This is a genomic window from Xenorhabdus griffiniae, from assembly GCF_037265215.1.
Classification (GTDB): Bacteria; Pseudomonadota; Gammaproteobacteria; order Enterobacterales; family Enterobacteriaceae; genus Xenorhabdus; species Xenorhabdus griffiniae.
The window spans coordinates 23,559-37,385 of the sequence record NZ_CP147737.1 but is presented as its reverse complement, the minus strand read 5'-3'; the positions used below and the strand labels follow the sequence as shown (position 1 = coordinate 37,385).

At 42.1% G+C, this 13,827-nt stretch carries 12 protein-coding genes and 1 pseudogene; 8 read left to right on the top strand and 5 right to left on the bottom strand.

The window, feature by feature from the left end; all coding sequences use genetic code 11:
- Nucleotides 1-12: 12 nt before the first annotated feature.
- From rbsB to WDV75_RS00160, 4 genes and pseudogenes are all read right to left on the bottom strand, one after another.
- Entirely contained in the window at nt 13-903 is an 891-nt protein-coding gene (gene rbsB, locus WDV75_RS00175; RefSeq protein WP_273560225.1) for a ribose ABC transporter substrate-binding protein RbsB, read from the bottom strand.
- Between the two features lie 28 nt (nt 904-931).
- A pseudogene (rbsC, locus tag WDV75_RS00170) lies at nt 932-1,889 on the bottom strand (ribose ABC transporter permease).
- Between the two features lie 34 nt (nt 1,890-1,923).
- Nucleotides 1,924-3,411, bottom strand: coding sequence for a ribose ABC transporter ATP-binding protein RbsA (gene rbsA / locus WDV75_RS00165; RefSeq protein WP_273560227.1), 1,488 nt, complete (start codon nt 3,409-3,411; stop codon nt 1,924-1,926).
- A 7-nt stretch (nt 3,412-3,418) separates the two neighbouring features.
- Nucleotides 3,419-3,682 carry an RbsD/FucU domain-containing protein gene (locus WDV75_RS00160; RefSeq protein ID WP_273560229.1) on the bottom strand — a complete coding sequence of 88 codons (264 nt, stop codon included), beginning with the start codon at nt 3,680-3,682 and terminating at the stop codon, nt 3,419-3,421.
- 274 nt (nt 3,683-3,956) lie between these two features.
- On the opposite strand from WDV75_RS00160, the gene ravA reads away from it, so the two are divergent.
- Both ravA and viaA read left to right on the top strand, forming a co-directional pair.
- Nucleotides 3,957-5,444 (top strand): ATPase RavA, encoded by a 1,488-nt coding sequence (gene ravA, locus WDV75_RS00155; RefSeq protein WP_273560231.1) that lies wholly within the window; start codon nt 3,957-3,959, stop codon nt 5,442-5,444.
- Nucleotides 5,445-5,448: 4 nt separating this feature from the next.
- A complete protein-coding gene (viaA, locus tag WDV75_RS00150) occupies nt 5,449-6,906 on the top strand; it encodes an ATPase RavA stimulator ViaA (protein WP_273560233.1) in 1,458 nt (485 codons plus the stop codon).
- 3 nt (nt 6,907-6,909) lie between these two features.
- Here the strand turns inward: viaA and asnA are convergent, their stop codons facing one another.
- On the bottom strand, nt 6,910-7,902 hold the full coding sequence (gene asnA / locus WDV75_RS00145) for an aspartate--ammonia ligase (RefSeq protein ID WP_189758975.1): 993 nt from the start codon (nt 7,900-7,902) through the stop codon (nt 6,910-6,912).
- A 165-nt stretch (nt 7,903-8,067) separates the two neighbouring features.
- Here asnA and asnC point away from each other — a divergent pair, with 165 nt between their 5' ends.
- The 6 genes from asnC (at nt 8,068) to atpB (ending at nt 13,802) form a co-directional block, all read left to right on the top strand.
- A complete protein-coding gene (asnC, locus tag WDV75_RS00140) occupies nt 8,068-8,529 on the top strand; it encodes a transcriptional regulator AsnC (RefSeq protein ID WP_074018962.1) in 462 nt (153 codons plus the stop codon).
- Nucleotides 8,530-8,620: 91 nt separating this feature from the next.
- Complete coding sequence (mioC, locus tag WDV75_RS00135; protein WP_273560236.1) at nt 8,621-9,061, top strand: FMN-binding protein MioC; 441 nt, start codon at nt 8,621-8,623, stop codon at nt 9,059-9,061.
- A gap of 375 nt (nt 9,062-9,436) precedes the next feature.
- Nucleotides 9,437-11,326, top strand: coding sequence for a tRNA uridine-5-carboxymethylaminomethyl(34) synthesis enzyme MnmG (gene mnmG / locus WDV75_RS00130; RefSeq protein WP_273560238.1), 1,890 nt, complete (start codon nt 9,437-9,439; stop codon nt 11,324-11,326).
- A gap of 11 nt (nt 11,327-11,337) precedes the next feature.
- Nucleotides 11,338-11,958 carry a 16S rRNA (guanine(527)-N(7))-methyltransferase RsmG gene (gene rsmG / locus WDV75_RS00125; RefSeq protein WP_189758977.1) on the top strand — a complete coding sequence of 207 codons (621 nt, stop codon included), beginning with the start codon at nt 11,338-11,340 and terminating at the stop codon, nt 11,956-11,958.
- 610 nt (nt 11,959-12,568) lie between these two features.
- Entirely contained in the window at nt 12,569-12,946 is a 378-nt protein-coding gene (gene atpI / locus WDV75_RS00120) for a F0F1 ATP synthase subunit I (protein ID WP_273560240.1), read from the top strand.
- 31 nt (nt 12,947-12,977) lie between these two features.
- Nucleotides 12,978-13,802: a F0F1 ATP synthase subunit A gene (atpB, locus tag WDV75_RS00115; protein ID WP_273560242.1), complete on the top strand. Its 825-nt coding sequence runs from the start codon at nt 12,978-12,980 to the stop codon at nt 13,800-13,802.
- Nucleotides 13,803-13,827: the final 25 nt, after the last annotated feature.

The following is a 13,827-nucleotide window of genomic DNA, read 5'->3' as shown; positions in this document are numbered from 1 at the left end:
AAACAAGGTTGATTATTTCTTCACAACTAATTCCAGCTCAACCGGAATGATGGCATCTACTTTTTCACCTTTTAGCACTTTGTCCGCAGTCTGAACACCGACGATACCTATTTGATCCGGACGCTGTGCGATCGTTGCTCCTAATTTACCGCTCTGTACAGCCTTAAGAGCATCGTCAGTGCCATCAAATCCGACGACCAACACATCTTCTTTACCGGCTGCCTGTAATGCTCGCAATGCACCAAGAGCCATTTCATCATTTTGAGCGAAAACAGCTTGTACTGACGGATGAGCTGTCAGCAAGTTTTGCATGACATTCATCCCCTTTGTGCGATCATAATCAGCAGGCTGACTAGCCAACATATTGAATTCGTGCTTTTGGGCTGCTTGACCAAAACCTTCACCACGTTCACGTGCACCTGAAGTTCCTGGAATACCTTCTAATTGAATGACCTTGACATTATTACCTAATTTCTTGGCAATAAAATCAGCTGCCATTTTGGCACCTAAACGGCTGTCAGAAGCAATATAGCTAATAACATTGCCCTTATACGCTGAGCGATCAAGAGTAATAACCGGAATATTCGCTTTATTTGCCATGATCACTGCATTACCAACGGCATCCGAATCGGTTGGGTTAATTAACATCAATTTTATGTCACGAACCGTCAAATCCTGCACATTGGCCAATTCTTTTGCTGGATTATCCTGAGAATCAAGTACAACCAAGTTATATCCCAGCTTATCAGCCTCTTTTTGTGCGCTATCTTTCATTGTGACAAAGAAAGGGTTATTCAAGGTTGAAATAACCAATGCAATGCTATCTTTCGCCAGTGCATTAGCACTTATAGTGGCACTCAATGCCATAGCGGAGAAAATGGTTACCAGCTTCTTCATTTTCATATTATTTTTTCCTGTAGGGTGAGGTTATTTACTGCTTTTTGTTATCAACCAAGACCGCCAGTAAAATAACAACTGCCTTGACGATCATCTGGTAATTGGAAGAAATACCTAATAAGTTCAATCCATTATTTAAAAAGCCTAAAATCAGTGCACCAATCAATGTACCAACAATTCGTCCCTTACCTCCTGCTAAACTGGTTCCACCCAGTACAACTGCTGCAATCGCATCCAGTTCATAACCGCTTCCAGCCATCGGTTGAGCAGAAGATAATCGGGCAACTTCGATAATACTGGCCAATGCAGCCAACAGGCCACATAGGGAATAAACGATTATTTTTATTTTATCAACACCAATACCTGATAAACGTGTTGCAGATTCATTTCCGCCTAATGCGTAGATGTAACGACCAAGACGAGTATGGTGAAGAATGAACCAAGCCGTGACAAACACCAGCGACATAATCCACACAGGCGCAGGCACTCCTAATGGACGCCCAATACCAAACCAACCAAACAGATCAGAATTGTCACTGAAACCGGTATTAATCGGACTCCCATCGGTATAAACCCGAGTCACTCCGCGTAGCAATAACATCATCACCAATGTTGCAATAAATGCCTGAACTTTGCCTTTTGCAATAATTACACCAGTGCAGGCCCCAATTGCAGCCCCCAATGCCAAAGCCCCAGTAACAGCGACCAAAGCATTAATATCTGCTCCAACCATTGATGCCGCTACAGCACCAGTAAGAGCCAACTGATAGATCAATTCCTGATGTTAGAATAACTAATGTCATGCCTACCGCCATGATGGCGTTGACAGAAGTTTGCTGGAGGATGTTAAACAGGTTATTCAATGTGAAAAAATTGGGGCTAAGTGAAGAAACGACGACAATCAAAAATAAGAGCGCAATAAGTGATTTCTGTTCCATCAACCATGTTTTCGTAAACCAGCGTCGGGAGGCTGGTGCTGTACTAGAATTCATATTCACTATCCTTGACTATTCTCTTTTAATTGCATCATATTTTACCAACAGCAGCGGCCATCAACGCTTCCTGAGAAACGCTATTCGCGTTGAACTCCCCACTGATACGACCCTCATGCATAACCAGAATACGATCACTCATTCCCATCACTTCAGGCATTTCAGAGGAAATCAAAATAATACTCAAGCCTTCTTTTTTAAACTGGTTGATAAGCTGATAGATTTCCTTTTTCGCTCCAACATCTACACCTCGGGTTGGTTCATCAAGGATCAATACTTTTGGACGAGTCATCAATCCACGGGCAATCGCAACTTTCTGCTGATTACCACCGGAAAGCAGCCCCATCGTCTGTTCCATTGAGGGAGTTTTGATATTGAACAGCTTAATGAAGTCGGCAACGGACTTTTGTTCTGCGGAGTGATTCAAGAAACAAAAATTTCGGTTGAAATAACGTAGTGCGGTAAGGGACATATTCTCTTTGACCGACATTCCCAAGATTAACCCATCACGTTTTCGGTCTTCTGAAATATAGACAATGCCATTGGTCAGCCCTTCCTGCGGACTATGGATCGTCAGCGGTTTTCCATCAAGCAAAATCTTGCCTTCAGTTTTGGGCAAAGCCCCGTAAATCACCTTCATTAATTCAGTACGGCCAGCGCCCATCAAACCGGAGATCCCCAGAATTTCTCCACTAAACAGGGAAAAGCTGACATTGTTGATTCCCGATCCAGAGAGGTTTTCAATTTCCAACCGTTTTTCACCTCTCGGTAGCTCCAAACGCGGATATTGCTCTTCCAGCTTGCGCCCCACCATCATTTCAATCAATCGCTCTTCATTCAGAGCATTGACAGGCTGTTCACCAATAAATTGGCCATCACGCAATACCGTCACATCATCACAAATTTTAAAAAGTTCTTTCAAGCGATGGGAAATATAGACAATGCCACAGCCTTGTGCTTTCAGTTCCCGTATGACATGAAACAAGGATTCAGTTTCGGTATCCGTCAAGGCATCTGTAGGTTCATCCATAATGATGACTTTGGATTGGAAACTCAGTACCTTGGCAATTTCTACCATTTGTTGCTCACCAATGGACAATTCAGAAACAAGCCGATGGCTGCTGTAAAAAATATTTAGTCGCCTCAGCAAGTTATCGGCTTCTTCATACATTTTTTTCCAGTTGATGATACCCAATTTATTGACGCATTCACGACCCAAAAAAATGTTTTCAGCGATCGTTAATTGGGGAATAAGGTTTAATTCTTGGTGAATAATGCCAATACCTGATTCCAGAGAGGATTTGGGGCCAGAGAAAGCTACATCTTGCCCAAGATAGCGGATCGTGCCAGCATCTTTTGTATAAATACCGGTCAAAACCTTCATCATCGTAGACTTGCCGGCACCGTTTTCGCCGACTAACGCCATCACTTTCCCGGGATAAACCCGCAGTGCAGCGCCTGACAAAGCTTTTACCCCAGGAAAAGCCTTCTCAATTCCCTTTAATTCCAGTAATGGCACCATAATAACCTCAGAAAGTGACTCTTTTCTCTTTCAGAATGCTATGACTGACATACTTTATCGCAATTGCGTTTCCCTGTTGCATTTCGAAAGCAGCAACACATTTGATGATTTGCTCATGTATTTGCCGATTGGGTTCAATAATTGAAGCGGCCAAAATGGCCGCTTCAATTTGTACTTTTTGAACAACAACATCAAAGACAGATAACAGATTTGGTGTTCCCTGGGTTAGCGCTAAATCAATTCGTTGGATGGATAATGGGATAGTTTTCATTTTTATAAGCCTCTTAGCGAAACGTTTCGCTAAGAGGTCATCATATAAAGCTAACGACCAAAGACAACATGATTAATACGAAAATGTGATCATCATTGAAACGTTTAAGAAGATGATAATAAACAGAAAAAAACTAACTTATTGAATAATTTAAGCTGAATCGATTTTTTAAAACACGCCACTGAACTTAATAAATTATCACCAAAATCTTTGCATAGAGTGAATTTTATCTATAAATAAAGGCAGGTAATTATTCAGCCTTGGTGTAAATACTATGCGATTGGTCGAGAAAATATCCCTATTAAGTCAGTATCTAGAAAGCGGGCTATATGAACGACGGCAAGCCATTCGCCTGTGCCTGCTGGCCGCTTTATGTGGAGAGAGTATTTTTCTTCTTGGGCCACCAGGAATAGCTAAAAGCCTTATCGCACGTCGGCTCAAGTTTGCGTTTCAAAACGCCCACGCTTTTGAGTACCTGATGACCCGTTTTTCCACCCCAGAAGAGATCTTCGGTCCCCTTTCCATTCAAGCACTCAAAGATGAAGGACGTTACCAGCGCCTTACCGAAGGGTATTTGCCCGAAGCCGAAATCGTTTTCTTGGATGAAATTTGGAAAGCAGGTCCCGCCATTTTGAATACGTTACTCACCGCGATTAATGAAAAGAAATTCAGAAATGGCAACCAGGAAGAACAGCTACCGATGCGTTTACTGGTTACCGCATCCAATGAACTCCCAGAGAGTGATAGCAGTCTGGAAGCACTTTACGATCGCATGTTGATCCGACTCTGGCTAGACAAGATCCAGGAAAAGAAAAATTTTCGAGCTTTGCTGACTGACCGAAACAATGAAAATGACAATCCTGTACCTGCCTATATTCAAATCACCGATGATGAATTCCAGCAATGGCAAAACAAGATCAATCAGATATCCCTGCCAGATCACATCTTCGAACTGATTTATCAATTACGCCAACAATTAAATGCGACTGGAAGTACGGCTGATGTCTCAGATCGCCGTTGGAAAAAATCCATCCGTTTACTGCAAGCCAGTGCCTTTTTCAGTGGCAGAAATGAGATATCTCCGTTAGATATCGTGCTGTTAAAAGATTGCCTATGGCACGATTTGAATAGCTTAAAACTCTTGTCCCAATTTTTGCATGTCTTATTGACAGAACAAGCTTATCGACAACATTCACTCATGCAAAAAATAGAGAAGTTATACCAACAATGGGTACAGTCCAACCAAGACGAAAATGACCATCCCCTACAATTAGTCGCCAAATCTTCTCTACTTGGCCGCAAGGCTTCCTATTCACTGCCTGAAAATATTGCAGATGAAAAACTGATCCTGTTTTTACATCCTTCATTGCACATGCATAATATTGAAGTCAATTTCATCGAAATAGATAAAAAATCACTGGAAAACACCTTAAAAAATAATACAGGAGAACTCTCTGCCTGTTTAAATGGCATTGGTTTTCCTCAAACTATCACGGCAGAAATTAATGAAAAGAACCAGCTTACAGTACTGGATATTAGCCGTAATAGCGCTGTTCTCTGCCTATCTGACCCCGCCAAAAACACCGATACAAAATGGCATGAAAAGCTGATATCCATCGATGATGAAATTCAACGACAACGTAATTTATTCAACCAACATCAACCCTGTTTATTTGTCGAAGAACATTGGCTTGCCAACATTGAACAGAGTTGCCTGCTATTAACTGAAAAGCAGAAACAATTAAGATCAAAAATGGAATAACAATATGTTAACACTAGCCACGCTTGATCTCTTGCTCTCTGTCAATGAAGGGGAGCTGATCGAAGAGATCATCTTGATACTACTGAATGCTCCTCAGTTAATTATTTTCTTTGAAAAACATCCAAGACTTAGACAAGCATTTATGCAAGATCTTCCTGCATGGCAGCAAATATTGCGGCAAAAAATAAAAGAGACGCCGATCCCCACCCCATTGGCCGAAGAGTTTCAGTTATACCAATATATACAGACAATTAACACGACAGAATTCTATCAGCAGTTACCTAACATCGTAGAGAAACTTCAACAACTCGAATCTCCCTTTACCAAAGAAGCCGATACACTATCCAAAGCATTCTCTGAATACACCTCTCCAGGACAAATACTGTTTATCCAACGCTGGCACCTCAGCTTGATCCTGCAAGCGACGGCATTTAACAACACACTATTAGAACAAGAAAAAGAGCAACTCCTTGCAGAGATCCAGAAACGATTAACACTCAGTGGCACTCTTGATCCCATATTTGATCACAATGATCACGCAGCAGGACGATTATGGGATATGAGTAAAGGACAACTTCACCTAACCACGAAAAATATACAACTATTTACCCGTTATGCTGACTTTCTTGAACAGCAAGCTGAGCTGGAAAAACTAGCACAATTACTTGGCCGCAGTCAGACAGCAAAAGCAATTCCTAAAGAAAACCCCATCCTGGAACCATTTACCCGACTTGAAAGAGTGCCAGATACGATACCTGAGCAAATTAGCGGAATTAGGCAAAGCGACGATATCTTAAGGTTATTACCTACCGAGATGGCTATGCTGGGTATTGAAGAGTTGGAATACGAATTTTATCGGCGGCTGGTGGAGAAAAAATTACTATCGTATCGCCTGCAAGGGGACGACTGGCAAGCCAAAACCACACTCAAACCCATGACACACTACCACAATGAAAAACAGCCTCGGGGACCATTTATGGTTTGTGTTGATACATCCGGCTCAATGGGGGGGTTTAATGAACAGTGTGCAAAAGCATTCTGTCTGGCTTTGATGCGTATTGCACTAGCGGATAATCGTCATTGTCATATTATGTTGTTTTCAACACAACTTATTCATTATGACTTAACATCACCGGATGGGCTCACCCAAGCCATGCATTTTCTGGGGCAAACCTTTAGGGGGGGAACCGATCTGGCATCTTGTTTAAATGCCACCGTTGAAAAAATGCAAGAAAATAGTTGGGAAGATGCTGATGCTGTTGTTATTTCAGATTTCATTGCCCAACGCTTGCCAGGCTCCCTAATCCATCAGATAAAAAATCTGCAACAGCATCAACAACACCGCTTCCATGCGGTCTCCCTTTCCCACTATGGAAAGCCCGATATTATGCAGATATTCGACCATATCTGGCGTTTTGATACCGGGCTTACAAGCCGTTTACGAAGAAAGTGGCGAAATTAAAACTTACAGTACACCTTCAACGGATTCAATGATCTCAGGTGACCAGACACCGCACTGAACCTGACCGATATGTGCCATTTGCAGCAGTAACATCACCAAACGGGATTGCCCGATACCACCACCGATAGATTGTGGCATATCTCCCTTGATCAGAGCCTGGTGCCAATCATATTGCAGACGATCTTCATCACCAGTCAGTGCCAGCTGACGTTTTAACGTCTCTGCATCAACACGGATACCCATAGAAGAAATTTCAAAGGCATCTTGTAAAACTGGGTTCCAAACAATAATGTCACCGTTTAAACCAAAGAAGCCATCACAGTTTGGTGTAGTCCAATCGTCATAATCCGGCGCGCGTACATCGTGAGCCTGATCATCAGACAACTTACCGCCAATCCCCATCAGGAAAATAGCACCAAACTCTTTGGCAGCCTCACGTTCACGACCTTTCGCATCCAGACCAGGGTAACGTTTCAGAAGCTCTTCACTGTGGATAAAGTGAATTTGATCTGGCAGGAACGGTGCCAGACCAAATTCCTTACTTACCGCTTGTTGTGTTTCTTTTATTGCTTCGTAGATTTTACCTACTGTCTGTTTTAAATAGTCGAGTGAACGCTGACCTTCACCCATCACTTTCTCCCAATCCCACTGATCAACAAAGACAGAGTGGATAGGTGTCAAGCGATCTTCATCAGGACGCAGAGCTTTCATGTGAGTATACAATCCTTGTTCAGATTGAAAACCAAAGCGACCTAATGTCTTACGTTTCCATTTCGCCAGAGAATGAACCACTTCAAAGGTGTCGTCCGGCAACGTTTTCACTTTCACCTGAACTGCTTTTTCATGGCCAGATAAGTTGTCCTGAGTACCATCACCAAGACGGCTCAAAATAGGACCTTGAACTTCGATTAAGCCAAGTTTTTTCTCTAACAGACGGGAAAAGTATGATTTAACAAAACTAATCTGCTGTTGTTTTTCAATAAAGGATGTTTTCATGATGCAACTCTCAAAATTTTTAGTGGCCCTGTGACCTGTTGATATAGATTAAGCAACAAAATGAGGTACAAATTCAATATCTGATAATAAAAATATTGTATAAGATATATAAATGATAATTTTTACACTATAAAAATGAATATTATTCAAAAACAGGGGTTAAAAATGGCGGAAATTTATCAGATCGATAATTTAGACCGTGACATACTTCACGCTTTAATGGAGAACGCACGTACACCTTACGCAGAATTAGCCAAAAAATTCGCAGTAAGCCCGGGAACCATTCATGTCCGCGTAGAAAAAATGAAACAATCAGGGATCATTACGGGGACTCGAGTCGATATCAGCGCCAAACAACTGGGGTTTGATGTGTGCTGCTTTATCGGCATCATATTGAAAAGCGCCAAAGACTATCCGGCAGCATTGAAGAAACTCGATATGCTTGATGAAGTCGTTGAAGTTTATTACACCACAGGGCACTACAGCATTTTCATTAAAGTCATGTGCCGATCCATTGAAGCTCTTCAAGATGTACTTATCAACAAGATCCAGACGATTGACGAAATCCAGTCAACAGAAACGTTGATCTCCCTGCAAAACCCGATAATGAGGACAATAAAACCTTAAAACGAAAAACCAGTTAACCACATTATCCACAGGTAGATCCCAGTAGATTCACTGCGTACAATAGTTATTCTTTAATTTAGCAAGGATCATGATGAGCACAATAACCTTAATCAGCGGCAGCACAATGGGTAGCGCCGAATACGTTACTGAACATATCGCTGAGATCTTAGAAAATGATGGCTTTGCAACAGAGATACTTCATGGTCCTTCATTGGAAGATCTTCCACTTGAAGGATTATGGCTTGTAGTCACTTCCACGCACGGGGCTGGGGACTTACCTGATAATCTCCAGCCTCTGGCAGATGAGATCACGCAACAGCAACCGGATCTCAGTAATATCGCATTTGGTGCCGTCGGTATCGGCAGTTCCGAATATGACACCTTCTGTGGCGCGATAAGATCACTGGAACGTTTATTGGAAGATCACGGAGCAAAACGGATCGGCGATCGATTGGAAATCGACATTCTGCAACATGAAATTCCCGAAGATCCGGCTGAAGAATGGGTCAAAGAGTGGGCAAAGTTACTCTGATCCGATTAAAAATATAACGATCAGCTGTGGATAACTTATCTGAAAAGCAGGGGTTAACCCGTAGTTATCCATTTAACAACTGAGTTTAAATCGAGTGGCTGTGAATAACTAGGCTTTTAGATCCCAGCTTATACTGAGTTGGATCACGGATCATTCACAACAAATGATCCTTTACAGCATTATGATCTTTATATGGAAAATCCACTTATCCACAGATGATCGTGATCCTAATAAAAGATCCAATAAAGAGATCTTTAAATAAAAAGATCTTCTTTTAAATAATGATGATCTCTCACCTCTTGGTCTGAGGTCCAAACTTGAGTAGAATTCTCTCCCTGATGCATATGAAGCATTCTCACTATTGAAGGTTCGCACATGTTTTATCCAGAGCACTTTGACGTCATCATTATCGGCGGGGGTCATGCCGGTACTGAAGCGGCGATGGCCTCCGCACGTATGGGGCGTCAAACCTTACTACTGACTCACAATATTGATACTTTGGGCCAGATGTCATGTAATCCAGCCATTGGTGGGATCGGTAAAGGGCATCTGGTAAAAGAGATCGATGCACTTGGTGGCCTAATGGCAAAAGCCACGGATCAAGCCGGTATTCAGTTTAGAACACTCAATGCCAGCAAAGGCCCAGCTGTTCGAGCAACACGAGCACAAGCGGATCGAGTACTTTACCGACAAGCTGTAAGAACAGCACTGGAAAATCAACCTAACTTAATGATCTTCCAGCAACCCGTTGAAGATCTCATTGTTGAAAACGACACTGTTACCGGTGTTGTTACTCGTATGGGATTGAAATTTAAAGCTAAATCTGTAGTCCTGACAGTGGGAACTTTCCTTGATGGAAAAATTCACATCGGATTAGAAAACTACAGTGGAGGACGAGCAGGTGATCCTCCTGCGATCTCATTGTCTCATCGTTTACGTGAACTGCCCCTGCGCGTAGCTCGCTTGAAAACAGGCACACCACCTCGCATTGATGCACGCACCATTGATTTTAGCCAGCTTGAACAACAACTGGGTGATAACCCGACACCGGTATTTTCATTCATGGGTAATGTCGATCAACACCCACGGCAGATCCCGTGCTACATCACACATACCAATGAAAAAACCCATGAAGTGATCCGCAATAACTTGGATCGCAGTCCAATGTATGCGGGGATCATCGAAGGGATCGGCCCTCGTTATTGTCCTTCCATCGAAGACAAAGTTATGCGTTTTGCGGATCGTAACGCTCACCAGATCTTCCTGGAACCCGAAGGATTGACCAGTAACGAAATCTATCCAAATGGTATTTCTACCAGTTTGCCATTTGATGTTCAGATGCAAATTGTTCACTCCATGAAAGGCATGGAAAATGCCCGTATTATTCGCCCTGGCTATGCGATCGAATACGACTTTTTCGATCCACGTGATTTAAAACAAACACTGGAAAGTAAATTTATTCACGGTCTGTTCTTTGCTGGTCAGATCAATGGTACTACTGGGTATGAAGAAGCAGCAGCGCAAGGATTACTGGCTGGTCTTAACGCAGCACGCTATGCTTATGGTGAAGAAGGTTGGTTCCCACGCCGTGATCAGGCTTATATTGGCGTCTTGGTCGATGATCTATGCACACTTGGCACTAAAGAGCCTTACCGAATGTTCACCTCCCGTGCTGAATATCGTCTGATGCTGCGTGAAGACAATGCGGATCTTCGACTGACTGAACAAGGCCGCCAACTTGGTTTGGTAGATGATCTCCGTTGGGAACATTACTGCCGCAAATTTGAAATGATCGAACAGGAACGCCAGCGCCTGCGTAATATCTGGGTACATCCTCACTCTGATAACTTAGAGGATATCAACCAGATACTAAAAACACCGCTGTCAAAAGAAGCCAACGGTGAAGATTTGCTGCGCCGCCCTGAGATGAATTATGAATTGTTAACGTCGTTACCTCGTTTTTCACCTGGGCTGACTGAGCCTCAGGCTGCGGATCAGGTTGAAATTCAAGTGAAATATGAAGGCTATATTGCCCGTCAGCAAGAAGAGATCGAAAAACAGTTACGTAATGAAAATACCGCATTACCTGTTGATTTGGATTATCAACAAGTGAGCGGGCTTTCCAATGAAGTTATTGCAAAACTGAATGACCATAAACCAAGTTCAATTGGCCAGGCTTCGCGGATTTCAGGCATCACTCCAGCCGCAATTTCTATTTTGCTGGTATGGCTGAAAAAACAAGGTCTATTGCGTCGTAGCGCTTAAGGGGACAGATTTTGCTTAACAAATTGGAATCGCTGCTGGCGAAAACTGACATTAAGTTATCACTGCTACAAAAACAGCAGCTCATTGCCTATGTTGACATGCTGAATAAATGGAACAAGGCTTATAACCTGACATCTGTCCGTGATCCAAAACAGATGTTGGTTCGGCATATTATGGATAGCATTGTTGTTAATCCATTCCTGCATGGAACGCGTTTTATTGACGTTGGAACTGGCCCTGGCTTGCCAGGCATTCCACTGGCAATTGTACGTCCAGATTCCCATTTCACTTTATTGGATAGTTTGGGAAAACGCGTTCGTTTTTTGCGCCAGGTTCAACATGAATTAGGCTTGACCAATATTGAGCCGGTACAGAGTCGGGTTGAAGAATTTATTCCTGAACCTCTTTTTGATGGGGTGATTAGCCGTGCATTTGCTTCACTGCAAGATATGCTGTCATGGTGCAACCATCTTCCTAAACCACGTGAAGGGCGTTTTTATGCTTTGAAAGGTGTACTGCCAGAAGATGAATTGACTCAATTGCCAACAGGGATTGTGCTCGACACGGTTGTTCCTCTCCAAGTCACAGAGTTAGATGAACAGCGTCATCTGGTAATACTTAAGTCAAACTAACTTTGCGATTTGTCAATAAAAATCTAAATAATTAGTGACGTCAACGACATTTAAAATGTAACGGGCGTTACTAATTCTTCTCTTCCATGGATTCAACTTTATTTACTGATGATTCACAGAAAACCAACGTTATTTTTATATTGGCAGAATTTCTCTTTTCAAAGATTGCTATCGATTTTCTTTATAAATAAATTTTAGAGAAAGTGAGAAAATAATCATTTAACCTTTTTTATCGATATATCAGATAAAACTTCATAGGTATAATATTAATAGTTTGATTTTCGATAAAAAAAAGAAAAGATTTTTATCACATATTTAATGATAAATATAACTAATGATTTTTGTTTAATGTGATGTATATCACGTTTAATTTTGGGGTCATAGCATTAGTCATTGCAGAATATTAAATGGTATTTGTGAGCGATCTAGCACCAAAGTTAGAAATTTAAATAATTATTCACTTTTTCGCTACTTATGGATTGAATTCATTTTAGCGGCCCGTATAATTTGCACGTTTTTGTCACTTGACACTCTTAAGCAAAGCCAGTTTTATACAACATTCAGCAAAGCCTGATATGTGATGGTGTACCACAGGGAGAAAACAAAAGTCATGTCTGTATCCCTTTACAGCGGTAGAATGGCACTGAAACTGTTATTTTTGCAGTTAATGACTTTTGTTATTCTCAGTGTAGCTTTTTGTACCAAAAGTATAGAGTGGGGCGCTTCTGCTTTTGCTGGTGGGCTAGCATGTTGGCTACCAAATGCCATTTTTATGCTGCTTAGCCGCTTCCAAAAGGTAAAAGAAGAAGGCGTTCCAGTACGTATTGCATGGTTTTTCGCGATTAGCGAAGGGGTGAAGGTTATCATTACGATAACCGTGCTGATAGTCGCTTTAGGGGTGTTCAAGGCGGCATTTGCACCACTTGGTGTGGCCTATTTAGCGGTGCTGATTGTGCAGATCATCGCACCTGCCGTAATGAACGGTTAGCGTTTTTAACAACAAAAGGGTAAAAAGCATCATGTCTGCATCAGGAGAAGTTTCAACTTCGGAGTACATAAGTCATCACCTGAAGCACCTTCAGTTGGACTTGCGTACCTTTGAGTTGGTCAATCCCCACGCTAGTGGTTATGAGCCGACGTTCTGGACGTTAAATATCGACTCGCTTTTTTTCTCCATCGTATTAGGGATGTTGTTTCTATTTGTATTCAGAAGAGTCGCGGTTCGCGCCACTGACGGCGTTCCGGGCAAATTTCAGACTGCAATAGAAATGGTAATCGGCTTCGTTGATAACACCGTGCGTGATATGTATCACGGCAAGAGCAAAGTGATAGCTCCTCTGGCTTTGACTGTGTTCGTCTGGGTGTTACTCATGAACGCATTGGATTTGCTGCCAATCGATTTAATTCCTCTAATCGGTGAACACTACTTCGGCTTGCCTGCGCTGCGTATTGTTCCAACTGCAGACGTCAGTGTCACTTTGTCGATGGCCCTCGGTGTTTTTGTCCTCATTCTGTTCTACAGCATTAAGATGAAAGGAATTCGTGGTTTTGCGAAAGAGCTGACATTACAGCCTTTCAATCATCCACTCTTTATTCCAATTAACTTAATCTTGGAAGGGGTCAGCTTGCTGTCTAAACCTATATCACTCGGTCTGCGACTGTTTGGTAATATGTATGCTGGCGAATTGATCTTTATTCTTATTGCGGCCCTTCTACCGTGGGGAGCACAGTGGTTACTCAGCCTGCCTTGGGCGATTTTCCACATACTGATTATTACGTTACAAGCCTTTATTTTCATGGTTCTGACGATTGTTTATCTGTCGATGGCATCTGAAGAGCATTAATTTTTTATCAATCAATAATTGTGTT